The 26,060-nt window shown below is 30.2% G+C and carries 25 protein-coding genes; 6 read left to right on the top strand and 19 right to left on the bottom strand.

Translation table 11 applies throughout. The annotated features are described in order from the left end of the window. Positions 1–21: 21 nt before the first annotated feature. Genes AJ936_RS05685 through AJ936_RS05665 form a run of 5 tightly spaced genes read right to left on the bottom strand, consistent with a single transcriptional unit; the run spans position 22 to position 5,729 of the window. A complete protein-coding gene (locus AJ936_RS05685) occupies positions 22–1,362 on the bottom strand; it encodes an MmgE/PrpD family protein (RefSeq protein ID WP_070274177.1) in 1,341 nt (446 codons plus the stop codon). Between the two features lie 8 nt (positions 1,363–1,370). Continuing rightward, positions 1,371–2,738 carry an adenylosuccinate lyase gene (gene purB / locus AJ936_RS05680; protein ID WP_070209806.1) on the bottom strand — a complete coding sequence of 456 codons (1,368 nt, stop codon included), beginning with the start codon at positions 2,736–2,738 and terminating at the stop codon, positions 1,371–1,373. Positions 2,739–2,747: 9 nt separating this feature from the next. Next, positions 2,748–3,911 carry a PLP-dependent aspartate aminotransferase family protein gene (locus tag AJ936_RS05675; RefSeq protein ID WP_070274176.1) on the bottom strand — a complete coding sequence of 388 codons (1,164 nt, stop codon included), beginning with the start codon at positions 3,909–3,911 and terminating at the stop codon, positions 2,748–2,750. 12 nt (positions 3,912–3,923) lie between these two features. Further along, complete coding sequence (dcuC, locus tag AJ936_RS05670; RefSeq protein WP_070274175.1) at positions 3,924–5,363, bottom strand: C4-dicarboxylate transporter DcuC; 1,440 nt, start codon at positions 5,361–5,363, stop codon at positions 3,924–3,926. Between the two features lie 3 nt (positions 5,364–5,366). Then, a complete protein-coding gene (locus AJ936_RS05665) occupies positions 5,367–5,729 on the bottom strand; it encodes a RidA family protein (RefSeq protein WP_002870619.1) in 363 nt (120 codons plus the stop codon). Positions 5,730–5,896: 167 nt separating this feature from the next. Between AJ936_RS05665 and AJ936_RS05660 the strand changes: the two genes are divergently transcribed. Beyond that, complete coding sequence (locus tag AJ936_RS05660) at positions 5,897–6,553, top strand: transcriptional regulator (RefSeq protein WP_002859670.1); 657 nt, start codon at positions 5,897–5,899, stop codon at positions 6,551–6,553. Here AJ936_RS05660 and AJ936_RS05655 read toward each other — a convergent pair whose 3' ends face one another. Further along, positions 6,554–7,024: a Cj1386 family hemin-binding protein gene (locus AJ936_RS05655; protein ID WP_002862058.1), complete on the bottom strand. Its 471-nt coding sequence runs from the start codon at positions 7,022–7,024 to the stop codon at positions 6,554–6,556. It abuts the gene before it with no gap. Positions 7,025–7,080: 56 nt separating this feature from the next. After that, positions 7,081–8,505 carry a catalase gene (locus AJ936_RS05650; RefSeq protein ID WP_070274174.1) on the bottom strand — a complete coding sequence of 475 codons (1,425 nt, stop codon included), beginning with the start codon at positions 8,503–8,505 and terminating at the stop codon, positions 7,081–7,083. Positions 8,506–8,675: 170 nt separating this feature from the next. On the opposite strand from AJ936_RS05650, the gene AJ936_RS05645 reads away from it, so the two are divergent. The 3 genes from AJ936_RS05645 to fldA are packed head-to-tail and all read left to right on the top strand — an operon-like array spanning position 8,676 to position 10,179. Next, positions 8,676–8,990 (top strand): DUF2325 domain-containing protein, encoded by a 315-nt coding sequence (locus AJ936_RS05645; RefSeq protein WP_070274173.1) that lies wholly within the window; start codon positions 8,676–8,678, stop codon positions 8,988–8,990. Positions 8,991–8,992: 2 nt separating this feature from the next. Next, complete coding sequence (locus tag AJ936_RS05640; RefSeq protein ID WP_070274172.1) at positions 8,993–9,688, top strand: hypothetical protein; 696 nt, start codon at positions 8,993–8,995, stop codon at positions 9,686–9,688. Beyond that, entirely contained in the window at positions 9,688–10,179 is a 492-nt protein-coding gene (gene fldA / locus AJ936_RS05635; protein ID WP_002871975.1) for a flavodoxin FldA, read from the top strand. Before AJ936_RS05640 ends, fldA begins: the two co-directional genes overlap by 1 nt. Positions 10,180–10,223: 44 nt before the next feature. On the opposite strand, the gene AJ936_RS05630 is transcribed toward fldA, so the two are convergent. From AJ936_RS05630 to selA, 4 genes are read right to left on the bottom strand one after another with little or no spacing between them, the layout of a single operon-like run. Continuing rightward, the gene (locus AJ936_RS05630) at positions 10,224–10,754 is read right to left on the bottom strand and encodes a hypothetical protein (RefSeq protein WP_002930951.1); all 531 of its coding nucleotides are present in this window, start codon (positions 10,752–10,754) and stop codon (positions 10,224–10,226) included. A gap of 5 nt (positions 10,755–10,759) precedes the next feature. Next, positions 10,760–11,470: a thioredoxin fold domain-containing protein gene (locus AJ936_RS05625; protein WP_002855861.1), complete on the bottom strand. Its 711-nt coding sequence runs from the start codon at positions 11,468–11,470 to the stop codon at positions 10,760–10,762. A 48-nt stretch (positions 11,471–11,518) separates the two neighbouring features. Further along, a complete protein-coding gene (selB, locus tag AJ936_RS05620; RefSeq protein WP_002893949.1) occupies positions 11,519–13,324 on the bottom strand; it encodes a selenocysteine-specific translation elongation factor in 1,806 nt (601 codons plus the stop codon). Then, on the bottom strand, positions 13,321–14,643 hold the full coding sequence (selA, locus tag AJ936_RS05615; RefSeq protein ID WP_070274171.1) for an L-seryl-tRNA(Sec) selenium transferase: 1,323 nt from the start codon (positions 14,641–14,643) through the stop codon (positions 13,321–13,323). Before selA ends, selB begins: the two co-directional genes overlap by 4 nt. Positions 14,644–14,720: 77 nt before the next feature. On the opposite strand from selA, the gene AJ936_RS05610 reads away from it, so the two are divergent. Further along, positions 14,721–16,382, top strand: coding sequence for a 4Fe-4S dicluster domain-containing protein (locus tag AJ936_RS05610; protein WP_070274170.1), 1,662 nt, complete (start codon positions 14,721–14,723; stop codon positions 16,380–16,382). On the opposite strand, the gene AJ936_RS05605 is transcribed toward AJ936_RS05610, so the two are convergent. Together AJ936_RS05605 and AJ936_RS05600 are read right to left on the bottom strand one after the other, a co-directional pair. Next, entirely contained in the window at positions 16,375–17,184 is an 810-nt protein-coding gene (locus tag AJ936_RS05605; protein WP_002881495.1) for an alpha/beta hydrolase, read from the bottom strand. The genes AJ936_RS05610 and AJ936_RS05605 overlap by 8 nt on opposite strands. Then, positions 17,181–18,476, bottom strand: a complete 1,296-nt coding sequence (locus AJ936_RS05600; protein WP_002881494.1) for an MFS transporter — start codon at positions 18,474–18,476, stop codon at positions 17,181–17,183. The genes AJ936_RS05605 and AJ936_RS05600 overlap by 4 nt, the downstream gene beginning before the upstream one ends. A 166-nt stretch (positions 18,477–18,642) precedes the next feature. Here AJ936_RS05600 and rdgB point away from each other — a divergent pair, with 166 nt between their 5' ends. Then, on the top strand, positions 18,643–19,245 hold the full coding sequence (gene rdgB / locus AJ936_RS05595; RefSeq protein WP_002881493.1) for an RdgB/HAM1 family non-canonical purine NTP pyrophosphatase: 603 nt from the start codon (positions 18,643–18,645) through the stop codon (positions 19,243–19,245). A gap of 30 nt (positions 19,246–19,275) precedes the next feature. On the opposite strand, the gene AJ936_RS05590 is transcribed toward rdgB, so the two are convergent. From AJ936_RS05590 to mqnE, 6 genes are read right to left on the bottom strand one after another with little or no spacing between them, the layout of a single operon-like run. Continuing rightward, a complete protein-coding gene (locus tag AJ936_RS05590) occupies positions 19,276–21,747 on the bottom strand; it encodes an RND family transporter (RefSeq protein ID WP_002881492.1) in 2,472 nt (823 codons plus the stop codon). Then, on the bottom strand, positions 21,747–22,316 hold the full coding sequence (locus AJ936_RS05585; protein WP_053872485.1) for an ABC transporter substrate-binding protein: 570 nt from the start codon (positions 22,314–22,316) through the stop codon (positions 21,747–21,749). Before AJ936_RS05585 ends, AJ936_RS05590 begins: the two co-directional genes overlap by 1 nt. Before the next feature lie 9 nt (positions 22,317–22,325). Further along, a complete protein-coding gene (locus AJ936_RS05580) occupies positions 22,326–23,024 on the bottom strand; it encodes a VacJ family lipoprotein (protein WP_002882682.1) in 699 nt (232 codons plus the stop codon). Positions 23,025–23,068: 44 nt separating this feature from the next. Further along, positions 23,069–23,512, bottom strand: a complete 444-nt coding sequence (locus tag AJ936_RS05575) for a phosphoribosyltransferase (protein WP_002862044.1) — start codon at positions 23,510–23,512, stop codon at positions 23,069–23,071. 14 nt (positions 23,513–23,526) lie between these two features. Beyond that, on the bottom strand, positions 23,527–24,846 hold the full coding sequence (locus AJ936_RS05570) for an NCS2 family permease (protein ID WP_002893965.1): 1,320 nt from the start codon (positions 24,844–24,846) through the stop codon (positions 23,527–23,529). A 9-nt stretch (positions 24,847–24,855) separates the two neighbouring features. Continuing rightward, complete coding sequence (gene mqnE / locus AJ936_RS05565) at positions 24,856–25,920, bottom strand: aminofutalosine synthase MqnE (protein ID WP_002862042.1); 1,065 nt, start codon at positions 25,918–25,920, stop codon at positions 24,856–24,858. Positions 25,921–26,060 lie beyond the last annotated feature (140 nt).

Below are 26,060 nucleotides of genomic sequence, written 5' to 3'. Positions count from 1 at the left end.
TGTAAAAAGAAGGATAAATATTTAAAAAGAAAAGTGGTTTAAATTTTCTAGATTGATGATTTGATCTAGAATTTTGTTAGCTTTAGCATTATCAAGGTAAATTTGTGCATTGGCTAAAAATTTAGCTTTTAATTCTTCAAAACTTAGTGGATTATCAAAATTACCTTTATTGATAAAAACATCTTTTTGGATTGTGCGTCCATCTTGCAAACTGGCTTCTAAATGCCCTGGAAAATATTTTGGAAAGCCTTGAGATTTTCTTTTTTCATAACTGATTTTTTTAGCAAATTCTAGTACTTCTTTACGCTTTAAATTTTCATAAGATTCAAGAGTGATTTTACCATCAAAGAATCCTAGAGCCATTAAAAAAGGCATGGAAAATTTAGCTTCATAAGCACTATTTGGAGTATATTTTGCTTCCAAAGGATCACAGATAAAAGAAATAGGAACTTCATCTACAAAGCAATGAATACTTTTAATTTCATCAGCTTTTAAACCATTATTTTTTAAAGCAATAGCACAATCAATAAGCCCATGAGCAAAATGACAACTTGGATAAGGCTTGATTGAAACTTGCATGGTTTGCCAAATTTCACCTAAGGCTTTGCTAAGTTCTGTTTTATCGCATTCTTCTTCTATACCAAAACATTTAAAGATATTGTCTCTACCTTCAAAAATACTCAAAGGTCCACTCATATTGTTTTTAGCAAAATGAGCTACCATAATGCCGTTTTTAATAGCATTGGCAATATGTAAAACTTTTGAATTAGATCCATTGGATAAAAACTCATTAATCCCACTTGCAAAACTTCCTGCAAGTCCTAAAGCATTGATGATTTGTTCTTTGTTAAGATCTAGCAAGATTGCACTTGCACTCACACTTCCAAAAATTCCTGCAATAGCAGTAGTATGAAAACCACGCTTATGAAAAGTACCTTTGCTTGCAATGCCTACTCTAGCTGCAATTTCCCAGCCTATTATAAAAGCTTTGATGATTTTTTTTGCATCTTTGCTGACATGAAAACCATAACTTAAACAAAGCGGAGTTAAAATCGCACTTGCATGCAAAATCGCTTCTGTATGCGTATCGTCAAAATCTAACGCATGAGAAGCAATGCCATCTAGCATGGCTGCGTATATAGGATCTAATTTTTGATCATTTACCCAAATAGGAGTATTTTTTTCTGTGCTTAAATTTTCAAAAGTTTTAAAAGCATTTAAAACACATTCTTCTTTGCTTGCTGCTATAGCTGTTCCAAGGCTATCAAGCATAAGCTCTTTAGCTCTTTGAACAACTGTATTAGGGATATTTTCATATTTAAGATTGAAAATAAAATCCGCTAAAATTTCACTATAGAACATGATTTTTCCTATTTTAAGATAGCGCTATTTTTGATTTTTGCCAAAAATTCATCTACAAGTTTTGGTGCATATCCTACATAGGTTGTTGCATCAAGTAAAGCATCGATTTCTTTTTCTTTCAATACCTTAGATACTCTTTTATCTGCAAGTAAAACTTCTTTAAAGGTTTTTTGTTTTTCGATACCTAGCATAGCATTTTCATAAACAATTTCATGGGCATGTTGTTTTCCATAATGATCGCTTAATGCAAACATAACACGCTCTGCTAAAACAAAACCATTAAGAGTATTTAAATTTTTAAGCATTTTATCTTTTTTTACTTCTAAATCGCTAAGAGCGAATTTCATATTTGCTAAAACCACAGAAAGCATTAAAAACATTTCAGGTAAAAGCTTCCATTCCATTTTCCAAACTTGACCATCTCTTTCATGTTCATGTCTTTCAATATCGCTTAAAATGGCTAAATTTGCTTTAAAGGCATTGCTTACTGTAACCGCATTTTCGCTTACTGCAGGATTTCTTTTGTGTGGCATAGTGCTTGATCCTACTTGTCCTTTGCCAAAAGGTTCAGCAACTTCATCAATTTCATTATGTGAAAGGATTAAAATTTCATGAGCGATTTTGTTAAAGGTTGCATTGATATTACCTAACACAAAACCAAGTTCTATAAAGCGATCACGTGCGCTCTGCCAAGAAATATTAGGCACATCAAGTCCTAAATTTTCTAAAGTGAGTTTTTCTACCTCATTGCACTCATCACTTAAACTTGCTTTAGTTCCTACAGCGCCTACTATACTGCCTACATAAAGTCTTTTTTCAAGCTCAAGTATTCTTTCAAAATGACGCTCAAGTTCGCTTAACCAAATAGCCACTTTATGTCCAAAAGTAATAGGCAAAGCCTGAAGTGCTAAAGTTCTTCCCATCATAGCAGTGTTTTTATGGGTTTTAGCTAGTTTTGCTAAGGCTTTTGCGATAGCTTTTAATTCGCTTTTTATAAGAGTCATTGCTTCTTTAAATTGTAAAACCAGTCCTGTATCGATGATATCTTGAGTGGTTACTCCAAAATGTACATATTCGCCTAAATTATTATCGCAAGCTTTTTCTAATCCTCTTACAGTAGGAACTAAAGGGTGTTTGGTCTTTTTAAATTCAGCAAAGATAAAATCCATATCCATAAATTTATAATGAGCTTTTTTTGCGATCTCATCAGCTGCTTTTTTAGGGATAATTTTAAGTTTTGCTTGTGCTTTTGCTAAAGCTGCTTCAACATCGAGCCATTTTTGTATGCGGTTTTGTTCGCAAAAAATAGCACGCATTTCCTGCGTGCTCCATGAGTCTGCTAGTAATCTATGATCAAATACGCTAATTCCTGTCATCTTATCTCCTTATTTTTTAATACTATCAAAAGCTTGTGTTAAATCAGCAATTAAATCTTTAGTATCTTCAAGACCTATATGAAATCTTACAAATGGCCCTCTTGCATTCCAATTTGTTGCAGTTCTAGGTGGAGTAGTTACGGTGGCCAAGCTTTCATATCCACCCCAGCTAGCACCAATTGAAAAGTATTCTAGTTTATCTACAAATTTAATAGCATCATCTTTGTTATAACCTTCTGCAAATTCTATGGTAATCATACCATTTGCACCTTTATGATCACGCATGAAAATTTTATGATTTGGGTGGGATTTGAGTTTTGGATAGAAAATTGTTTTAATTTCTTTTCTGCTTTGTAAAAACTCTACAATTTCATCAGCACTTTTTTCATGAGCTTTCATTCTCACATCTAGTGTTCTCATACCACGAAGTACTAAGTAAGCATCATCAGGGCTTGTTGTAAAGCCTAAAGCTTCTGGAAGTTTGTCAAAATTTTTCCATTCTTTTTCGTTGATTACTACTATACCCATGGTTACATCAGAGTGTCCGCTAAGATATTTTGTAGCGGCGATAACTGAAATATCCACCCCAAGTTCTAAAGGATTTAGAAAATATCCACTAGAATAAGTATTATCAATGGCTACAGGGATATTATGCGCATGGGCAATTTTGCAAAGTTTTGGTAAATCTATGATTTCATAAAGTATAGAACCTGGACTTTCACATAAGATAAGCTTGGTATTAGGTTTGATTTTTTCTTCTACATCACTTGCATCAGCTTTTAAAAAATCAATTTCAACACCCATTTTTTCTAAAAATAATTCGCAAATCGTTCTTACAGGCCCATAAATTGCATCAGTAATTAAAAAATGTGCATCTTTGCTTGCATAGTTTAAAAGCACCATAGCTAATGCTGCAAGTCCTGTTGGGAAAAGTTGTGCTCTATAGCCACCCTCTAGAGTGCAAATAAGTTTTTCAAGTTCAAAATTGGTTGTTGTTCCTCTAGCTCCATAACTTAAAACACGATCTGTTTTTCTTAATTCTCTGTATTTTTGCCAAGTTGCGTGATCTTTAAAAAGTATGGTTGATGCACGCATAAGTGTAGGATTAACTGATCTTACTTCAGCGCCTTGATCACCTCTGCCACAATGAATAAGTTTAGTTTTTGAGTTCATTTTTTCTCCTTTTTAAAGATAAATATAAGTCATAATAACATTTACAATAGCCGCTACAAGCATAGGAATAGCTGTTCTTTTAACCACGGCAAAAGGACTTACTTTTGCAATGGCTGAGATAGCTAAAATCGCTGGTGCAATAGGACTAACACATCTTCCAAAGCCCGTCATAATTTGAATTGGTGCTATCATGGTGATAGTTTCAACTCCAAAGTGTTTTGCTATATTTGGGATAAGTGGAGCAAAGCTAAAAAATGCTGCATTTCCTGAACCCATTAAGAAAGCACAAACTGCAAGTAAGATTGAAACGGCGATAATAATAGCCAAAACTCCAAATCCTGCATTTTTGCAAAATTCTATTAAAGTATCTACAAAACCTACAGATAAAAGACCACTTGCAAATACTTGACCACAAACGATAAGTGAAACTGTGATAACAAATAAATGTCCCATTCCTTTAAAGAAAATCATAATAGAATTAAGAGTTTCTACTATGCTTTTATAGCGTATCATTTCAAAAATAATAGCCACAAAAGTTGAAATCACCATTGCTACTGGAACATTCATTTTAATGGCAGTACTAGCAGCTGCTTTAACTTCTTCAGCGCTACTTATTCCCATTAAAACCAAGATGCTATCAAGCACGGAACTAAATCCTAGGATTAAAACCAAAGGAATTATAGGTAAAATCGCATAAATTCTAGGAGGTTTTTTAAGTTCTTTTTCTTTACCTTCATTTTCATTTAGTTCTTTTTCAATTTCTTGTGCATTGAAGACAAAATTATCTTTTTTGTCAAAAAATTTATTGCAAAGATATATTGCAATACCTACAGCTATAATGATAGGTAAAGTCGTAGGGAGTTGATAATGAACAAAATAAATTGCAGGATCAACTTCAGCTACTTTTGACGCCATGATCACATTTCCACTCCCAGGTCCATGATCGATATATTGACAAATAGCAATCACGCTTAAGGCAGAAAGCTTTGAAACACCAGAGCGTACAAGTATAGGATACATAGTAACCATAAGTAAAAGTGCCAAGCCTGCGTGAGAAGGGATAAAAAGAACTAAAAATTGCACGATAAAATAAGCAACTATGAGTAAAACATAAGGAGATTTTACAGCTTTTAAAGGTTTTTCAAAAACTTTAAAAAGTGCATAAGAAGCCCCTACATGATCCATATAAGCGGAAAAACCTGCTATAGTCATAAGTGTAAGTCCAAGCCCTGCTAATGTACTTGACATGGTTTGATTAAAAACTTGAAAAATATCAAAAAAACCTAAATTTAAAGAACCTTTAGCGACAATGTGTGGAGAAAGTCCAAAAATAGCAGCTAAGGAAAGTAAAAGTAAACCACTTAAAAACAATGCCATGTGAGCATTGATTTTTTTATAAAGCATAAAAACAAGTAAAAAAATGCTAAATAGAGATAAAACAATACCTAGCATATTTTAGCCTTTTTGAGCGATAATCTCTATCTCTACTTTAGCTTTTTTTGGCAGATCTTTTACCGCAAAAGCACTTCTTGCTGGATAAGGATCTTTAAAAAATTCAGCATAAATTTCATTAAATGCTATAAAATCATTAATATCAGCTAAAAAGCAAGTGGTTTTAATCACTTTATCATAACTGATACCATTTTCTTCTAAAATAGCACCGATATTTTTCAAAGATTGTTTGGTTTGTTCTTTGATATCAGAGCTTTCTATTTCTCCTGAAGCAGGGTTGATAGGAAGTTGTCCTGATATAAATAAAAGTCCATTTGCTTCTCTGTAAGCTGAGTATGGACCAATAGCTTTTGGATAGTTTGACATGAATTCTCCTTTGTTAAATATAGATTAAGCAGAGTGAATTTTATCACTACAATAATAACTTGTCAATAGTTTATTATTATAATAATAAAATTTTATTTTTTAAGAAATGTTTTAAAGTACAAAGAGTAGAATTTAATATTATATTAATTTTTATTGAAGGCGGTTTTATGGATGAGGGACAAAAACAACAATTTATAAAGTTGACATATTTTTTAGGAGAAGTTCTAGGTGAGCAATATGAGATAGTATTTCATGTAATTACTGAAGATGGAGCTTATATTGCGGCAATTGCTAATAATCACATTAGTGGGAGAAGTTTAGATTCCCCCTTGACTGCTTTTGCAAGTGAGCTTATGCAAAATAAAAAATATTTAGAAAAAGATTTTTTATGTGATTATAAGGCTCTTGTTGGAAAATCAAAATTAATTAGAGGATCTACTTTTTTTATTAAAAATCATGATAAATTAGTAGGTATTTTGTGTATCAATCATGATACTAGCATTATGAGAGATTTAATATGCAAGATGATTGATTTAGAAAAAATTGGAGATATGGGTGATATTTTAGGAAATATTAGTTTTTCTCAAAATGATTCAAGCATAGAAACATTAAGTCACTCGATAGAGGATATTTTAGTTCAAAGTGTAGATTCTAGTTATTTAAATTCTGATTATCAATTAAGTATTACTCAAAAAGAAGAAATTGCTGAAAAGCTATATGAAAAAGGTATTTTTAATATAAAAGGAGCGGTTCCTATCGTAGCAAAATTTTTAAAAATTTCAGAACCTAGTGTTTATAGGTATCTGAAGAAATTTAAAAAATAACTAAAATTTTTTGATAAATTTTAGTATTTTTAGGCTCATTTTCTTTAAAAAATTATTTTTAGATTTTTTGAGTAAAAATTCTGCCACATCTTTGCGTCCAAACATAATAGCAAAAGTATAAGGTGTCATTCCTAAACCATTATTTTCATCAATATTTGCTCCATACTTAACTAAAAGTTCACACATAGGTAAGTATCCTTTAAAACAAACTCCTGCTAATGGGGTTTGTCCACGATCATTTTTTTCATCTACTTTTGCACCTTTTTCTAAAAGCATTTTAGCGCTTTCATAAGAATTATTATAAGCTGCAAGCATAAGTAAGCTATCGCCTTTATGAGTTTTTAAATTTACATTTAAACCCGCTTCTATCATGATTTTAAGATTTTCACATTCATTATTTCTTGCAAAATTAAAAGCCATTTTGCAAAGCTCTTCAAATCTTTTTTCTTCTTCTAAACTAAGAGTTGTCATTGTTTTTCCTTAATTATTATAATCTTTAGTTTGCCACCAAAAGTGGCAAGTAAAAATTATTTTTCTAAAGCTTTCTTAATTCCTTTTGCATAATCAGGTGTAATTTTTTCAAAATGTTCTAAAGCTCTAGTGATAATTTTTTCATCAACTCCTTCCATAGAAGCAGCAATATTATGAAAAAGTTGAGTTTTTTGATCATCATTCATAAGATTAAATAAAGCTCTTGGTTGAGTATAAAAGTCATTATCTAGTGGAGCATATCTTTGTGCCACGCCTTCTAAGACTAAATCAGGTTCAAGATAGCTTTTATCTTCTTTTGGGCTGTTATCATAGCTGTTTGGTTCATAATAAGCAGCATCATTTTTATAATTATCAAAATTCATAGCACCAGCGACATTGTAAGTATTCACTTCGCTTTTTGCACGATTTACTGGTAAAAGATGATAATTAGTTCCTATTCTATATCTTTGTGCATCAGGATATGAAAAAATTCTAGCTTGCAACATTTTATCAGGGCTAAAGCCAATTCCAGGAACGATATTGCTTGGACTAAAGGCAGCTTGTTCAACTTCATTAAAATAATTTTGAGGATTTTTGTTTAGAATCATTTCGCCTATATCCATCAAAGGTACAAGACTATGAGGCCAAATTTTTGTTAAATCAAAAGGATTAAATCCAAGCTTTTCTATATCTTTTTCAGCAAGAATTTGAACTTGAACTTTCCATTTTGGAAAATCTTTATTTTCTATAGCATTATAGAGATCTCTTTGATGACTTTCCCTATCCTTTGCTATAAGCTCGGCAGCTTCTTGGTTGGTAAGATTTTTAATCCCTTGTTGTGTTTTAAAATGGAATTTCACCCAAAATCTTTCATTTTTATCATTAATAAAACTATAAGTATGGCTTCCAAATCCATGCATATGACGATAACTTGCAGGAATTCCTCTATCACTCATAAGAATGGTTACTTGATGTAAGCTTTCAGGACATAAACTCCAAAAATCCCAAGCAGCATTATTGCTTCTTAAATGTGTTCTTGGATCTCTTTTTTGAGTATGGATGAAATCAGGGAATTTATAAGCATCACGGATGAAGAATGTCGGAGTGTTATTTCCTACCAAGTCCCAGTTTCCTTCTTTGGTGTAAAATTTAATAGCAAAACCTCTCACATCGCGTTCAGCATCTGCTGCACCTGCTTCACCTGCTACTGTTGAAAAGCGTAAAAATAATGGAGTAACTTCGCCTTTTTGAAAAATTTTAGCTTTGGTATAAGCACTTAAGTCTGCCGTAATTTTTATTTCGCCATAAGCTCCACTTCCCTTAGCATGAACGGTTCTTTCTGGAATTCTTTCTCTATTTTGATGAGCAAGTTTTTCAAGTAAAAGATAATCTTGCATAAGTAAAGGTCCTTTTGCGCCTGCGCTTAATGAATTTTGGTTATCGGCTATAATGTTTCCAAAATCGTTAGTCAATTTTTTCATTGTTTTCTCCTAAATAATAAAATTTATTAATTAGTAAATTATATCTATTAAAAATTAAAATTAACTGAATAATTGCATTTTATTAATAATAAATTTCAAAATAAATTTAGTTTTTTTATATTATAATAATAATTATCAAAATATATTTTAAAAATCACAAAGGAGAATTTATGTCAGTTTTGGTTATTGGTGCAGATGAAATCACTCCTATTAGAGCTGTTTTACATGATTTAGGCGCTAAAAAAATAGAACACTGGGATGCGCGTAATGAAAATAGAGTTAATCGCAAGCCGATTCCTTGTGATACAGAATGTATAGTAATGTTAACAAGCTTTTTAAATCATAATACTATGAAAAAAATCAAAAGTGAAGCTAAAAAGCGTAAAATTCCATTAGTTTGTGCAAAAAGAAGTGTAAGTTGTGTGTATTGTGAATATTGTAAAATTTTTAATCTTAATAAAGAAATTTCTTGCTATAAAGGTTAAAGATGTTATTTGGATTTGATGATAAGCGAGAATTTATACCGCAAATTTATCGCTATTTAAACAATCAAGAGCTTATGTTGACTTTTTTAACTCAATATAATGCGAGCGTTGATAGCGCTCTAAAAATTCCTCTTTTATATGCAAAAAATACCAAGAGTTTAAAAATGATATTTGGAAATTTTTTACATGATATAATGCATGTTTCATTTGGTAAGATTCAAAATATAAATATCAAGCTTAATACATACGCTTTCTACTTTCAAAAAAGAAAAAGCTTAATTTTTAATACTAAAATATCTAAGAATATCGATCTTTTAAGACTTTTAAGAATTTATCTTTATGGCATTTGTTTTGATGTGCAAATTTTATTTAGCTCTTATGTTTATGATAAGGTTTCTTTTCAAAATAATGGAAAAAATATAGATCAAGATGGTGATCTTATTATAATAGATAAGAAATTTGCAATTTTACCACTTTGCAAAGAGATTAATATACATAATTTAAAAATTGAAAATGAAATTCATGGATTATTGGATTTAATAAAAGAAAATAATTTTGAAAAATTTTATATTGTTTGTCCGCGTAACAAAAATTTCACACATTTTATTGAAATAAAACATTTTTTGTGTGATTTAAACAAAACTATGTTAAAATTAGTTCCGTATAAAATATCAAATCAAATTATAAGGAGAAAATAATGTCAGTAGCAGTAATCTATGGTAGTGCTATGGGAAATACAGAAGGAGCGGCTAATACAATTGCTTCAAAACTTGGAATTAGTGATGTTTTTAATATCTCAGATATTGATGCATCTAAAATAAATTCTTACGATAAATTAATTTGTGGAACTTCAACTTGGGGAAGTGGTGATTTACAAGATGATTGGGATGGTTTTGATTTTTCAGGACTTAGTCTTGGTGGAAAAACTGTAGCTGTATTTGGTATGGGTGATAGTGAAAGTTATTCTGACACTTTTTGTGGTGGCATGGGTAAATTAGCTCAAAATTTAAAAGATGCAGGTGCAAATTTGGTAGGAGAAGTTTCAACTGATGGTTATACATTTGAAGCAAGCGATGCGGTTGTAGATGGTAAATTTGTTGGACTTGCTCTTGACAATGATAATCAAGAAGATCAAACTGAATCAAGAATTGATGCTTGGGTAGAACAAATTAAACCTTATTTTGCTTAATAATTCTTAAAATCAAGAGTCTTTATACTCTTGATTGTCTTTTCTTAAAAATAAAAAAAACTCACTATTTGATTTATAATTTTATTTTCTAAAGATAATTGACAGCGTTCTTTATTTCCAAGATAAGCCGTTCTTGCAAGAAGACTTGTTTTTTGAGAATTGTGATTTTTAGAGTTGATTTGTAAATTAACCTGCATAGTATAGTAGTTTTCCACCATCCATTCTCCATCGCTTTCCAAAGGATCAAAATCATAAAAAAATCTTGCTGAAGTTGTAATTTTTTGAGCATAAGAATGCTTTTTCATATCTACAAGATTGATTAAAATTTCATAATCTGCATTCTCTTTTACTTCTTTTAAGCCTAAATTTTTAAGTTTTAAAGCCAAATCTCTATCCAAAGTAGTTTGAAGTTGGCTAGGATTTTGAAAGGAAATTTTAAAACTTTGTTGTTTTTGTGATCTGATAAAAATGCCTTCATTGCTTGTTTGAATAAAGCTTTGTATGAAAGTTGCATTGGTGCAAGCACTCATAAAGAGTGCTATAAAAAAGCTTAAAATTAAAGCAAATTTAGACATTAGGTTTATTTAATAATAGTTGGAGTAGCGCTAAGACCTAATGAGCGATATTTTTCATATAAGGAAAAAACTTCTTTTAATTCTGCATCACTTACTTTTGGATAATTTTTGATATTTGCATCGTAGTATTTGTTTAAAATTGCGATTTTTTCTTTATCATTTTTTGCTTTTTTTGCTTCTTTGTAGATTAGAGCGGATTTTTCAAAAGCAGATTTTCCATGTACTGGAGTTAAAATATAATTAACTTGATAGTTTTTAAGTTCATCATCAATTTGAGCTAAATGTTCTCTACAATAAGGGCATTCAGGATCCGAAAAAACATAAATTGCAGGTTTATTTTTATCTCCCAAAGCTATTACCATGGTTTCTTTTTGTGCTACAGCTTTAGCATTTTTTGTAAAATTTTCTCTTGCTTCTTGAAATTTTTTCATTTCATATTCTTGAGCATAAGAAATTCCCGTTTTCAAGTCGATAAGATCAGGGGTAATAAGACTATCTTTTGTAAAAAGAATGTTTTCTTGTTTTTGTCCATTTAATTCAACGCTTACAATAACACTTTCAAAACCCGTATTACCAACCTTTTGACGATTTGATACACTAACGGTAGCATTTGGAAATTGTGCTTTAATGCTTTTTGAATAAAAATCACTAATTTCTGAATTACTTGCAGCAAACAAAGATGCTGAACAGGCAAGAATTAAACTTAATTTTTTCATAGTTTATAAATCCTTTAAATAAATTATGTTTAATTCTATAATGATTTTCTAAATGTTTGTTAAAAATCTTTTTTCAGCTTCTTTACTTACTTGAGGAAATTTGTCTAAGTATTCTAAATAAGCAATAGCATATTTTCTTGAAAGATTGAAATATTCTTTCATACTTTGCACATCAAGACTTTGATTTTTTAATAAATTTAAACATTCTTGCATAAGTTTTTCAAGAGCTTGTTTTTCTATAAAAAGATTGTGTGAAAGTCTTACAACTAAGCCTTTTTGGGTAAGTTTTTTGAGTATATTATCTCCGCTTTTTCTATCAAGTTCTAAAAAATCATAAAGATTATAAGGAGCTTCGGGTTTAATACCTTGTTTTTTTAAAATTTCATATAATTGATTATTATTTTTTTCTTGAAGTTTTTCAAAATCTATGCCTTTTTTAAAATAAATTCCATTTTGAAAATCCAATAAATTTGACATTTCTTTAAGTCCGAGTTCGCAAAAATTTTCACTTGCCCAAGTAATCCTTAAAGCTAAAGAATGTGCTGAAAGCATGGCATAAGGATTTTTTTCAAGTATAAATTTGATGAAATTTTTAATTTCTTCTAGACTTTGTAAATGATATACATTAAGATTTTTTTCATCGACAAATACTTGATTTAATTCTTTTGCTAATTTCAATGCTTTTTGATGAGAGAGTTTAAATCTTTGATAGCTTGAAAGCAAACCAAAGCCGTATTTATGTGCGTCTTTTAAGAAAGAAAAAGCTGCTTTAAAATCTTTATTTTTCAAAAACATTAAAAATTTATTTTTTTGTTCTTTTTTTAAAGGTTCGCTTAAAGGATTTAAAACCTTACCACCGCCTATAACGCGATTGTTTTGTAATAAAATAAAAGCCTCATCAAAACTTAAAAATACATTTTTATCAAAACTAAAATGCACAAAAAATTCATCATTTTCTAGTTTTTTTAATATATTTATTTTGCATTCTATTTGTCTTGAACCCACGCAAAAAATCATTTTGCTATTTTGTAAATTTTTTGCTTTAACTAAAGCATCGCATTCTTTAAAGGCTTTAAAATAACCTTTTTTACTTAGCAAATAACCTTTTTTCAACTCTTTATAATCACAATTTAAACTTAAAGCCACACGGTTACAAGCTTTGATTTGCTCTAAATTAGTATCGTGGTTTTGTATATTTTTAACAATGAGTTCTTTTTGAGTGTCTAAACAGATGATTTTTTCATTTAAAGTGATGCTTCCTTCATTAAGACTGCCTGTAACGACAGTTCCTATGCCTTTTAGAGAAAAAACTCTATCGATATAATAATGAAAAATCAGTTCTTCATCGTTTTCTTTGTTTTCTATGGTATAAAGATAATTTTTTAATTCTTCTATGCCTTGATTATTTTTTATACTGGTGTGAAATACTTTTAAAATGGGATAATCTAAATTTTTTAACTCTTCTAAAATTTCTACACTTTTTTGCTCTATATTTTCACAAAGATCACATTTGCTAAGCACTAAAATGATATTTTTAATATCAAGAATTTTTAAAATTTCTAAATGTTCTAAACTTTGTTCTTTTAAACCTTCGTTAATATCTACGACAAATAAACAAACACTAAAGCCAAAAGCTCCACTTACCATAGTTTTAACCAAATCTTTATGTCCTGGAACATCGATAAAAGAAATGTTTTTATCTTTTAATTTAAGATTTGAAAAACTTAAATTAATGGTGATTTGTCTTTCTTGTTCTTCTTTTAAACTATCGCCTTCAAAACCATTTAAAGCTTTAATGAGTGAAGTTTTTCCATGATCAATATGTCCTGCGGTTCCTATAATAACAGATTTCATAAGTTTTCCATTTGATTGATTATAAGAATAAGTTTTTGAAGTTCATTTTCTCGTATAGTTCTAAAATCAAGAACAAATTCATCATTTTCAATGCGTCCTATGATATTTTCTTTTCTAAATCGAGTTTGTAGTTTTAAAGCATCTCCTTGAAAAGTCAGTATATAAGTATCTAAACTTTTATCAGGCATAGAACCTCCTCCTACTAAACTTTTGCTTTTTTTAAGCTGGGTTTGAAAAATTAATTCTTTTTGCACTCTTAAAGCTTTTTTTTCTATAAAGGATAAGTCATCATTTAAAAGTTTTAAGGTAATAATTTTTTCATAATCTTTTTGCAAATAAGCTTTTAAGCTTTCGTTTAAAAAAGATAGAGTTAATTTATCCACTCTTAGCATTCTTAAAAGTTGATTTTGTTTAAGCTTTTCTATGAGTTCTTTTTTTCCAAGTATAATGCCTGCTTGCACACTACCAAAAAGTTTATCTCCGCTAAAACTTAAAATATCACATTCTTGCACGAGTTTTTTGATTTTAGGTTCATTTTTAATCAGTTTTTCGTTTAAATTTTCACACCAGCCAGAACCTAGATCATAATAACTCAAAAGCCCTTTTTCTTTTGCTAGTTCATGTAGATCTTTTATATTTACTTCACTGTGAAAACCCATAAGAGCGAAATTAGACTTGTGGGTTTTTAAAATTAGAGCGGTATTTTCACTGATAGCTTGTTCATAGTCTTTTAAGTGTGTTTTGTTGCTAGTTCCAACTTCGCAAAGCTTTACACCTGCAGCTTTTATTACTTCAGGCACGCGAAAACTGCCACCAATTTCTACAAGTTCTCCTCTTGAGCTTATGATTTCTTTATTGTAACAAAGAGAATTAAGTACTAAAAAAACTGCCGCAGCGTTGTTATTGACCACTAAAGCATCTTCGCATTCAAAAAGCATTTTAAGTTTTTCTAGCACCAAAGCATAGCGAGAGCCTCTTTTTCCATTTTCTAAATCAAACTCTACATTAGAATAATTACAAATGATATCTTTACACGCTTCATAAAGTTCTTCATGGATTACACTTCTGCCAAGGTTTGTGTGTATAACGACTCCGCTTGCATTAATCACACTTTGTAAGTCTTTACGGTAAAAAGTTTTGATTTCTTTTTTGATTTCTAAAAGTAGTTTATTTTTAGAAATTTCATCTTGGGAAAAATTTTCTTTTAGTTTTGCGACAACTTTTTTACAAAAAAATGCTTTGATATAAAAAGGATAGGATTTTAAGTTCTCATCTTCAATAAGAGTGTTAATTTGTGGAAAAGTTCTAAATTTGTTCATCTTAAGCCTTAAGAAAATATTTGGTTATTTTAACATAGAATTTATAAAATGATGTTTTAAAGAGATTAAGGAAGATAATGCAAGATTTTGTTTATATAAAAAATGATGTTTTAATCCCTTTGCCTGATGCTATTGAAATTTTAGATCAGGCAAATGATAAAGAAGCATTAGTTTGCAATGATAAAAATCAAAAAGCACAAATTTATGCCCCTGAGATTAATTTTTATCTTAAAAATTCTCAAGATGAAATTTTAGAGCAAAGTAAAAATGTTTTAACGCTTTATGAAGCAAGAGCTAGCGTTTATGATTTAGGGCTTGATTTGGAACAAAGCAAAGAAGTGAAAAATCGTTTGATTTTAGTAGATAGCGATACTCAAACCGTAGAGTTTTTAAAAGAACATGGATTTAAGGTTATTGCTTTAAGTAGTGCAGAAATTTTAGCTGTTTTTGGAAGTGTAGGGGAACTTTGTGCTGTGGTTAAAAATCAAGGCGAAGAAGTGGAAATAGATTTTGATTTTTTGCTTTTTAAAGCTAAGGATTTAAGCGTTGTGCGTAAAGATTTTACAAGACAAAGTGGATGTTATAATCTTTTAAATTTTGAAAATCTTGAAGTATTGTTAGAGTTTTTGCAAAGCAAAAGTCCAAAATATCATTATAAAACTTATATTAGCTATAATGCTAGCGTGTGTCAATACCACGAAAGACGCAGTGAGCATTGTGCAAAATGTGCTGAAATTTGTCCTACTGTGGCGATTTTAAAAGATGATGAAAAAAAGCATTTAGAATTTTCTCAAGTGGATTGTTTGGGTTGTGGAGGGTGTATTAGTGTATGTCCTAGTGGATCACTTGATTATGCTCCCATGCCAAGAGAAAGTTTTTTTACCCTTTGTGAGTTTTATAAAGATAAAAAAATTTTAATCATTCCTAAAAAAATGTCTTTAGAAAATTTAAATCTTGCTTTACCAAAAGATGTTTTACCCTTTATGATAGAGGGTGAAAAGTGGCTTTCTTCCATGCATTTTTTAACACTTTTGCAAAATAGTGGAGCAAATTTGGTTTTTTATACGGACTTTGTATCTCGTGGTAGCAATGAGGCTATTGTACTTTTAAATACTTTTTTTGAAAGAAAATTTCAAAAAAAAGCTATTTTTGTTGCTAAAAATGAAAAAGAATTGCAAAATGTTTTAAAAGAGCAAGAATTCATACAAGATTTAAAATATGATTTTCATAACAACACCTTAACTACAAGAGAAAATTTTGCCAAAAGAATGCAAGAAATGATAAAAAATGAAGATTTTGGCAGTATAGAAAGTGGCGAATGGTTGCGTTATGGCAAGGTAGAAATCAATCCTAACACCTGTACACTTTGTCTTTCTTGTGTGGGTGCCTGTAATGTAGGAGCTTTAATCGCTGATAAACAAGAAAATGCTTTGAAATTTAATGCTTCTCTTTGTACGACTTGTGGGTATTGTGAGTTAAGTTGTGCCGAAAAAGATACTTTAAAATTATTTCGTAGTGGAATGGAGTTTAGAGCTTCTTATTTTGAATATCAAACCATGGCAAAAGATGAGCTTTTTGCCTGTATAGAATGCGGTAAAGAATTTGCCACCAAAAAAGCTGTAGAAAAAATAGCCAATTTAATGAAACCTAAATTTGGTAATGATGAGAATAAAATCAAAACACTTTATTGTTGTGCAGATTGCAAGGCAAAAGTGATGATAAAAGCAATGATTAATTAAGATCAAGAAGCTTTTTCATCCACAGCATAGCTTTAGATATGATACTTCCATGAGTTTCATTTTTAAAAAGTTTAAAATGAGTTTTACAATTAGTTTCTTTGGATATTTTTTCGCTAAGTTTTTGAGCATTGAGCTTAGCTACACCTTTGATAATACTTGAATTTGTTTCCAATGAACCTAATCCGATGTAAATTTTAGGGCAAGTTTGTAATTTTATGATGTTAGGTAAAAACTCACTATTATCCCACCATAAAGAAGGAGAAATAATAAAATAATGACTAAAAATCTTACTATCATAAAGAAGTGTATCAATGGCAAAAAGTCCTCCAAAAGAATGTCCAAAGAGAATTCGATGGCTAAAATCAATAGGATACATTTTGTTGATATAAGGGATGAGTTGGGTTATTAAAAAATTTCTAAATTCTTTACTACCTCCACCTTGTTTATTTAAATTTGTTGCAGGCGTATAATCTTTAGTGCGTTTTTGTGTGTCAAAAGCTAAATTATTATCATAACCTATTCCAATAATTAAAAGATTTTCTTTGACAGGAGTGTTGAAAAGATTTAAAAAAAGAGGAAAAAAAGCATTTCCATCGAGTAAATAAATGATTTTATATTTATAATTTGAGTTTTCATTCTTGTTTTTAGCTATAAAAATTTTATATATTGTGTCATTATAATTAAATTTGACATTTTCTAAAATAAAGTTTTGTTTTGCTTGTTTTGAGAGCTTGGGTATCTCTAGACTTGGTTTTGCAAAAGCTAGAAAAAAAGAACAGAATAAAAATAATATTTTTTTCATAATTTTTCTTCTAATTCTTTTTTATTTGTAAGTTTGCTATCAAATTTAACAACAAGATTTTTAGAGTTTTTATAAATATCTACAACCCCTAAATTTTCACTAAAACTACTAAAATTTAAAGGTGTGTCTAAAGGTAGATAAAGGTTTTTAAAATCAGCTGGATTTTTTAAGAAAAATAATGCCACAAGCCAAATTAGGGCTAAAATTACTAAAATAATAGCCAAAAGATTTAAGGCATCTAGATGTAAAAATATCCCTCCGATAATACCACCTATAAAACTTCCACCATATCCAAAAGCATTAAACAACCCTAATGCCGCACCTTTTTCATGAACTTTACAAAATTTTGATGCACAACTTTGCATAATAGGTTCGTGTAAATTAAAACCTATAAAAAAAATCACAACTGCTATGATAAAAAAATCCATAGAATTACTAAAAGCAAAAAAAAGATAAGAAAGTATGAAAAAAACAATTCCTAAGAGTAAAATTTGTTTAGCTAAACCTCTTTTTTCACCTAAACTTCCAGCAAAGCCCATAGCGATAAAACCTGCTACCATAGAAGCGCTATAAACAATCCAAAGTTTATCAGAAGCAAAGCCTAAATGTTTTACTAGAATAATAGGAATACTTAAAAATGCTATACTCATAAGCATTTTTTGCATGAAATTAGTAAGATTCATAAGGGCTAAATTTTTTTGTTTAATAAGATGGAAAAAAGGAGTTTTTTCATTTTCATGAGTGATTTTATTTTCTTTAGGTATAACGGTATAAAGTAAAATTATACATAAAAGAGACAAAGCTGCACTAAGATCAAAAAGGCTAGATAAACCCCATTTTGCACTCATTAAAGGAGAGATCACCATAGAAGCTGCAAAACTAAGTCCTATAAAAGAACCCATTACCGCCATGGCTTTACCACGATTTTCTTCTGTGATAAAATCACTTATCATTGCTGTAGCTACTGCTCCAATAGCTCCTGCACCTTGGAGCATTCTTCCTAAAAGCATGATGTAGATATTTTCCGCAAAAGAACAGATTAAAGAGCCTATTATAAAAATAATCAGTCCAATGAACATGGTTTTTTTACGACCAATTTTATCACTTAAAATTCCAAAAGGCATTTGTAAAATCATTTGGGTTAAGGCGTAAACACCAACTAAAAGTCCCACTAAAAATTCATTAGCACCTTCAAGTTTTAAAGCATAAAGACTTAGAACTGGCAAAACTATAAACAGCCCAAAAAATCTTGTTCCAACTATGAAAGATAAGGGTAAGACATTATTTAGCATTATCAATTTCCTATTAAATTTGAAATTTAAATTAGGATAATTTTACTATGAAATGTATTAAGCGTTGATTAACATCGTTTTATCATTTGATATTTAAAAGCTACGCACAAGGATAAATTTTATAAAATCATATTTTTGTTTTTGATATTATTTTGGAGCTTTTGTTATGAAGATTATCCTAGCTACGAGCAATAAGCATAAAGTTTTAGAACTTAAAGAAATTTTAAAAGATTTTGAAATTTATGCTTTTGATGAAGTTTTAATGCCTTTTGAGATTGAAGAAAATGGAAAAACTTTTAAAGAAAACGCCTTGATTAAAGCAAGAGCGGTTTTTAATGCTTTAGATGAAAAACAAAAAAAAGATTTTATCGCTTTAAGTGATGATAGTGGCATTTGTGTAGATGTTTTAGAAGGAAATCCAGGAATTTATTCTGCTCGATTTAGTGGTAAAAGCGATGATAAAAATAACCGTGATAAACTTGTCAATGAAATGGTAAAAAAAGGTTTTAAACAAAGTAAGGCGCATTATGTTGCTGCTATTGCTATGGTGGGTTTGATGGGGGAGTTTAGCACGCATGGAAGCATGCATGGAAAAGTAATAGATACAGAAAAAGGTGAAAATGGTTTTGGTTATGATAGTCTTTTTATTCCAAAGGGTTTTGATAAAACCTTAGCCCAACTTAGCGTGGATGAGAAGAATAATATCTCTCATCGTTTTAAAGCCTTAGAGCTTGCAAAAATCATTTTAAAGATTTTAAATAAAGGATAAAAATGAAAAATTTTTTAAAATATATAGCTATTATTGTTTTAATATATGCTCTTTATGTTGGTTTGGAAACTTGGTTTTCTTAGAATAAATAGTAATTAAAAAGCTTGGTAACAAGAACAAACTTCCACTTAAAAGCAAAATCATTACAAAAACGGTTAAAATTCCAAAATAAATTGTTGGAATGAAATTGCTACTCATCATCACGCTAAAACCTAAAACTATGCTAATTGTGGTATAATAAAGTGCCGAACCTATACTAAGGTGAGAAATCATAATGGCTTCTTCTAGGCTTTTGTTTTTAATTTCTTCCCTAAAACGATAAATATAGTGCAGGGCATCATCAACGCCTATGCCTATAGCAATAGCAGCTATAGTAATACTCATCATATCCAAAGGAATACCTAAAAGTCCCATAAGAGCAAAAACCACGCTTAAAGGAATAACATTTACTAATATAGCCGCAACTGAAAATTTTAAATCTCTAAAAACAATGATAAAAAGTATAAAAATAGTTAAAATTACAAATATAAGAGTATCAAATTGCGATGAAAAAAGACTTTGAAGCATATTATTATAAAGCACCATTATACCTGTGATTTGTACTTCTACTCCATCGTTTTTTACAAGCTCGTTGAGCTGTTTTTTAAGATCTATTAAAAACTCATTACGTCTTAAATTCGGATCAGAGTCAACAATACGCATACTAAATCTTAACTCGTTATTTTCTATACTTACAAAAGGCGAAAGCAAGTCTTGTTTAAATTTAGCAGGTAAATTCTCATTTAAAAATGCAAGGGCAAAATCATTTAACTCTTTTCCATCGTTGATATTTTTCCCTAGGGTTAAAAGACTATTAAGACTTAAAACCGAACCTACAAATTCTTTGTTTTCTAAAAATTCATGAACTTTTTTTGCAATGCGTGTTTTTTTAGAGTCAAACCAATAAGTTTCTTGTGTGGCTAAATTTTCAAATTCACTTTCAAAACTATCAAGAGTATCGCTTGTATTTTGATCGTTTTTATTATTTTGAAAACGAATGATTACTTCTAAAGGCAAGGTTCCACCTAGATTTTTATCAATAACCAAAAGTCCTTTTTTGATTTCACTACCATCTTTGAAATAATTGACAAAAGAATTTTCAACTCTGAGTTTTGAAATGCCTATTAAAGCTAAGATTATAGCAAGAACTGAAATTCCATAAATCATGCGACGCTTTTTAGGATCAAGAGCGGTTTTAGCACAAAAGGCTAAAAGATTAAATTTAAACTCTTTTTTATGATAATTTTTTGGTTTTAAAAGAACTAAGATACTTGCTAAAAACAAATAACTAAAGATAAGAGCTAAACCTATACCTATACTCATCATAATGCCAAGTTTTATGATAGGTTCGATATTTGATAGGATTAAAGAAAAAAATCCTATCATCGTTGTAACAATGGCATAAAGGCTAGGATTTGCTTTGGCTAGTAAGGTTTGAAGCACTATGCGCTCAACTTTAGCTTTGGGATGATTTTGGGTGCTTTCGATAAAATGCGTGATCAAATGAACAACTACACTTAAGGTGATAATTAAAACCAAAGCAACATAATTTGATGAAATAACCGTGATTTGAAAATTTAAAAGTGCAAAAACTCCACTAGCCGCACTTAGGCTTATAAAACAAATAAAAAGAGGTAAAAAAACAAAGCGCCATGAACGGAAAAAATAATAAAGTGCAAGTCCTAGTAAAAATACAAGAGAAACACCATAAAGCACAAGATCAGATTTTATATAAGCTATCATATCATCAGCGATCATGCTTACGCCACCAAGGTAGAGCGTATCTTTGTTTTTTTCATAAGTGCGAGCTATGCTTTTAATAGTATCTAGACTTTGTTTCGTGATAACTTTTTGCTTGTCTTGATGTTCTTTTATGGCAAGACGAATTTGATCTTTTTCTTTTTCATCGGTAGCAAGATCGCGTTTTTCTATAAGATTATTATAAACTGTATCAGGCTTTAAGTAAATAATAAGCCCTGTTACTTTTCCATCTTTTGAGATGATATTATTTTTATAAAAGGGACTATTTAAAATTTCATTTTGGGCTTTTGTGCGGTTTATATCTTGGCTTTCTATATTTGGGATATTTTTTAAAAGTTCTTTTAAATCCGTATTTTGCGAACTTTGAAGCAAAGGGGCATTGATGATACTAAAAACGCGTTCTACTAAAGGGGCTTTTTCTAATTCTTCATGAAGTTTTTTTAATTTGGCTAAATTTTCATTTGAAAAAGGTTTTTCATCATAGGGTTTGAAGGCTAAAAGTAAAAAATTATCACTTTTATAATGTTTTGAAATTTCTCTAAAAGTTTTTAAATCCGCATCATCTTCTAAAAGCAAACTTTCAGCACTTGCATCTACGCTAAGCTTAAAAGCAAAAAAGCTTAAAAACAGGCATATAAATAAGGTTCCAAAAAAAGTACTTTTTGGACGAGAAATAAAAAACTTTAAAAGCTTTGCAAACATTATTCTATGACAATGCTTTCAAGTTTTTGAAGTAGGGCATCAAAGCCTTGGTTGGCTAAAATATCTCCAAATTGTGATCTATAAGTTTGTATTATACTCACACCTAAAACATCTACATCATAAATAAGCCAGTTGTTATTATCATTGTAAAATTTGAAAATGATATTTTTTTCTTCCCCATCTACTACCATAGAAGTGGTTAAAAAATAGCGTTTTTCATTTTTTAACTCACCATTTTTGACCTTTAAAACCTGATCTTTATAAAGACTGAGTTTATCGGTAAAACTTTTTTTAAGACTTGCTTCAAAGGCTGTGGTAAATTTTTCTTGTTCTTTTGGGGTTAATTTAGAATAATTTTTTGAAAGACTGAGTTTTGCCATGAGTTTATAATCTATTATACTATCAAAAAGTTTAAAAATTCCATCAGCAGCTTGTTTTTTATCTTCTTTGCTATCTTGTAAAAGTTTTAAGCTTGCATCAATGTTTTTTTGCATAGTACTAGAAATTTCATCTAGCTGTAAGGCAAAAGCATTAAAAAATAAAGCCAAGATTAGAAATATTTTTTTCATTATTTTCCTTTATTTGCTAAGTTCATTGCGTCTTTGCTCGTAAGCATCACGCAAGAATGGATATAAATTAGGCGTGTTGTGATAAATTTCATCAATTTCATCAAGTCTAAAACTAAGTTCATTACCAAATCCATAAGCACTTATAGCTATACTTGCCCAAGTAGGATCAATGTAAGCAGTAAAACTTGCATACCAAGTTGCAGGTAAAGCAAGAGTATCTCTAAGATTACTAGGGCCGAGTATAGGTAAGACAATATGAAAACCGCTTCCTACACCCCAGTGAGCCAAAACGGTTCCTAAGTCCGCGGGATGTTTTTTAAGACCCATTTTTGATGCCACATCCATAAGTCCACCAAAGCCCATAATGGTATTGGCGGTAAATCTTTTAAATTCTTCTCCCGCTTCTTCAAATTTAAACTGCAAAACATTGCCTATAAAACGCAAAGGAGCAAGTAAATTATCAAAGAAATTTCTTACTCCTAATCTTATAAATTCAGGAGTGATAGCGTTATAGCCCTTAAGAACGGGACGCAAACCATAATCATACAAAGCCACATTAAAGCTTGTCATAGCTTTGTTATATCCTGAAAGCGGATCGTTTACTTGATAGTTTTGGTATTCTTGTTCAAAATCATCTAAATTTTGTTCTTTAGCAAAAGCAAAAATAGTAAAAAAAATTAAAATAAAAGATATAAATTTTATTCTCAAGCAAAAACTCCTAAAAATTTTAAAAGTAAAATTATAGCAAATTTTTAATCAAGATTTATATCCCAGTAAAAATCCACCCATTCAGTAGCTTCTTTTGCTTTAAAATCAGGCTCCAAAAGAGCAGTTTTTTTGTAAAAAATGGTTGCAATTTTAAGTTCTATATGAGGAAATTTTTCAAGCAAAACTTTTTTTATTTCTACTAAACTTTCTCCGCTATCTACTATATCATCAATGAGTAGAATTTTTTTGTGCTTGCTTAAATCAGGAATATTAAAAATTTCAATAGTATCAAGTTTTTTTGTATCATCGTAATGAATTGAGTTTAAAGCAAAAAGCTGACGTGTTTTTAAAGCTACTGCTAAAGAGTGTCCTAAACTCATTCCTCCTCTTGCTATAGCTAAAAGTGCATCAGGGTTAAAATCTTTTTTAATTTCTTTAGCAAGAATTTTTACATCTTCTTTAAATTCTTCATAGGAGTAAAATATCATTATATATCCTTAATTTATTGTAGTGCCATAAGTAAAAAATTACCCAAAGATAATAAACTTAAAACTATAATGCCAAGATTGATTTTATCCCATTCGCGTTTAAAAATTCTTACAAGCAAATAAGAAAGAAAACCAAAAGCAAAACCTGTGGTGATAGAGTAAGTAAAAGGCATCATGATAATAGTAAAAAAGCTTGCTACAGCTATAGCACTATCTTTAAAATCTATATTTTTAACTTCCATAAACATTAAAATTCCAACCATTACAAGTACGGGGTATATTGCGTTTGCAGGAATGGCTTTAAAAAGTGGCAGTAAAAAAAGTGTAAAAGCAAAACAAATAGCTACAACTAAAGCTGTAAGCCCCGTTCTTCCTCCGCTTTCAACCCCTGTAGTGCTTTCTACAAAAGCAGTAACTGTGGAAGTGCCTGTCATAGCTCCTAAGGCTGATCCTGTTGCATCTGCCATTAAGGTTTTGCTTAGTTTTTTTTCTCCATTTTTGGGATCATCAAAAATCTTTCCTCTTTCACCCACACCTGTGATAGTTCCTATACTATCAAAAAGTTGAGTGATGAAAAAAGTAAGAATTATAGGTATCATAGTAATATTTAAGGCGCTTTTGATATCAAGTTGTAAAAAGATGGCTCCTAAACCATTTTCCATGCTAAAATTTGGCAAAGAAAAGATTTGCACAGGAAAACTTGCATTATCTAAATGAAAAATCCAAGCGATAATAGAGCTTACTAATACCCCCAAAATAAAAGCTCCGCGAAGTTTTATAGCCCAAAAAAAGATGATTAAAGCTAGGGTAAAAATTCCAAAAAGCACATGAGGGCTTTTGAAATTTCCTATGCTGACTAAAGTATCTTTATTATGCATTATCACACCCATTTGACTTAAGCCTAAAAATGCAATAAAACAACCTATGCCTGCACAAATTGCAAGGCGTAAATCTTTTGGGATATTGCGGATTACCCAAAGGCGAAAATGTGTAAAAGAAAGTATGAGAAAAATAATACTTGAAATAAAAACAGCTCCTAAGGCACTTTGCCAAGCTATGTTTTGACCTAAACAAACCGCAAAGGTAAAATAAGCATTTAAACCCATTCCCACGCTCATAGCTACAGGAGTATTGGCAAAAAAAGCATTAAAAGCACTTGCAACTATGGTGATTAAAGCTGTTGCGGTGATTAAAGCTTCTATAGGCATTCCTGTATTTCCTACTATGCTAGAATTTACAGGGATAATATAAACCATAGCCAAAAAAGTAGTAAGCCCTGCTATAACTTCAGTTTTAAAACTCGTATTGTTTTCTTTGAGTTTAAAAAAGTCCATTTTTTCTCCTTAGTAGGTTTTTAGCTCGTTATATAAACTATCGCGTTCTACAGGAATAAGATTTGAAGTTTTTATCATATCGATAAAAGTTTTTAAACTTGTGCCTTTGGCAGATTTTGCACCACCTGCGCTTTGTATGCTTTCTTTTTCTATAGTGCCATCTAAATCATTAGCCCCAAATTCTTGTGCTACCATGGCTAAATTTAAAGTCATTGTTGCCCAGTAAGCTTTGATATTTTTAATATTATCAAGCACTAAACGAGCAATGGCAATGGTTTTTAAAATTTCTTCACTATCCATGATTTTATCAGTTTGTATAAAGCTATTATCCCTTTGCCAAACTAGAGGGATAAAAGCATTAAATCCACCGGTTTGATCTTGAAGATCACGCAGTCTTAACATATGATCGATCCTGTGATGTCTTTCTTCTATATGTCCAAAAAGCATGGTAGCATTACTTTGTTTGCCTTTTTCATGCCAAAGTTTATGAATTTTAAGCCAATTTTCACTGCTAACTTTTCCATGACAAATTTTCTTACGCACTTCTTCATCAAAAATTTCAGCTCCACCGCCTGGCATGGAATCAACGCCGTATTCAAGCATTTTTTCTATCACTTCTTCATAGCTCATTTTAAAACGACGATGTAAAAAATCAATCTCAGCAGCAGTCATAGCTTTTACATGAAGATTAGGATATTTTTCTTTTATCATTTTAAAAATTTCTAAATACCACTGCCAAGTTGTATCTTTGTTATGAGCTGAAACGATATGTACTTCTTTAGTTTCTCGTTTTACAGTTTCATCGACGATTTTCATGATTTCTTCATGAGTCATCAAATAAGGATTAGGATTTTTTCGGTGTGCTGAAAAGGCGCAAAATTTACAGGTATCTGCACAGATATTAGTTGGATTGATATGGCGATTGATATTAAAATAAACTTTTTTTCCATGAAGTTTGGTGCGTTTTTTATGGGCGTATTTGCCTAGGGTAAAAAGATCTAGATCCCAAAGTGCATTGGCTTCTTCTTGGTTTAATCTTTCTTCATTTTCTAGTTTGGTAATTAAATTTTTCATTTTAATTTTACTCTTTTGCTGTTTTTAAATAAAGCATTATAATTTTTGCTTACTGAAAAAGAGTTTATAGAAAAAGCCAAAATAAAAGATATTTTTGTTAAGATTATTATTAAAATATTAAAATTTAAAAGAGAGTGGAA

Source organism: Campylobacter sp. BCW_6877 (genome assembly GCF_001762445.1).
GTDB lineage: Bacteria > Campylobacterota > Campylobacteria > Campylobacterales > Campylobacteraceae > Campylobacter_D > Campylobacter_D jejuni.
Note: the sequence above shows the minus strand (reverse complement) of the source record. Positions and strands in the feature narration are given on the sequence as shown.

Bases quoted from the DNA above. Each gene is read 5' to 3' on its own strand.
- AJ936_RS05605 (WP_002881495.1), bottom strand. From the start codon at position 17,184: ATGAAAAAAATATTATTTTTATTCTGTTCTTTTTTTCTAGCTTTTGCA.
- selA (WP_070274171.1), bottom strand. From the start codon at position 14,643: ATGAACAAATTTAGAACTTTTCCACAAATTAACACTCTTATTGAAGAT.
- fldA (WP_002871975.1), top strand. From the start codon at position 9,688: ATGTCAGTAGCAGTAATCTATGGTAGTGCTATGGGAAATACAGAAGGA.
- AJ936_RS05585 (WP_053872485.1), bottom strand. From the start codon at position 22,316: ATGAAAAAAATATTTCTAATCTTGGCTTTATTTTTTAATGCTTTTGCC.
- AJ936_RS05625 (WP_002855861.1), bottom strand. From the start codon at position 11,470: ATGAAAAAATTAAGTTTAATTCTTGCCTGTTCAGCATCTTTGTTTGCT.
- AJ936_RS05665 (WP_002870619.1), bottom strand. From the start codon at position 5,729: ATGTCAAACTATCCAAAAGCTATTGGTCCATACTCAGCTTACAGAGAA.
- mqnE (WP_002862042.1), bottom strand. From the start codon at position 25,920: ATGAAAAATTTAATTACCAAACTAGAAAATGAAGAAAGATTAAACCAA.
- AJ936_RS05610 (WP_070274170.1), top strand. From the start codon at position 14,721: ATGCAAGATTTTGTTTATATAAAAAATGATGTTTTAATCCCTTTGCCT.
- rdgB (WP_002881493.1), top strand. From the start codon at position 18,643: ATGAAGATTATCCTAGCTACGAGCAATAAGCATAAAGTTTTAGAACTT.
- AJ936_RS05650 (WP_070274174.1), bottom strand. From the start codon at position 8,505: ATGAAAAAATTGACTAACGATTTTGGAAACATTATAGCCGATAACCAA.
- AJ936_RS05660 (WP_002859670.1), top strand. From the start codon at position 5,897: ATGGATGAGGGACAAAAACAACAATTTATAAAGTTGACATATTTTTTA.
- purB (WP_070209806.1), bottom strand. From the start codon at position 2,738: ATGACAGGAATTAGCGTATTTGATCATAGATTACTAGCAGACTCATGG.
- AJ936_RS05570 (WP_002893965.1), bottom strand. From the start codon at position 24,846: ATGGACTTTTTTAAACTCAAAGAAAACAATACGAGTTTTAAAACTGAA.
- AJ936_RS05630 (WP_002930951.1), bottom strand. From the start codon at position 10,754: ATGTCTAAATTTGCTTTAATTTTAAGCTTTTTTATAGCACTCTTTATG.
- AJ936_RS05685 (WP_070274177.1), bottom strand. From the start codon at position 1,362: ATGTTCTATAGTGAAATTTTAGCGGATTTTATTTTCAATCTTAAATAT.
- AJ936_RS05600 (WP_002881494.1), bottom strand. From the start codon at position 18,476: ATGCTAAATAATGTCTTACCCTTATCTTTCATAGTTGGAACAAGATTT.
- AJ936_RS05655 (WP_002862058.1), bottom strand. From the start codon at position 7,024: ATGACAACTCTTAGTTTAGAAGAAGAAAAAAGATTTGAAGAGCTTTGC.
- selB (WP_002893949.1), bottom strand. From the start codon at position 13,324: ATGAAATCTGTTATTATAGGAACCGCAGGACATATTGATCATGGAAAA.
- AJ936_RS05640 (WP_070274172.1), top strand. From the start codon at position 8,993: ATGTTATTTGGATTTGATGATAAGCGAGAATTTATACCGCAAATTTAT.
- AJ936_RS05575 (WP_002862044.1), bottom strand. From the start codon at position 23,512: ATGATATTTTACTCCTATGAAGAATTTAAAGAAGATGTAAAAATTCTT.
- AJ936_RS05590 (WP_002881492.1), bottom strand. From the start codon at position 21,747: ATGTTTGCAAAGCTTTTAAAGTTTTTTATTTCTCGTCCAAAAAGTACT.
- AJ936_RS05675 (WP_070274176.1), bottom strand. From the start codon at position 3,911: ATGAACTCAAAAACTAAACTTATTCATTGTGGCAGAGGTGATCAAGGC.
- dcuC (WP_070274175.1), bottom strand. From the start codon at position 5,363: ATGCTAGGTATTGTTTTATCTCTATTTAGCATTTTTTTACTTGTTTTT.
- AJ936_RS05645 (WP_070274173.1), top strand. From the start codon at position 8,676: ATGTCAGTTTTGGTTATTGGTGCAGATGAAATCACTCCTATTAGAGCT.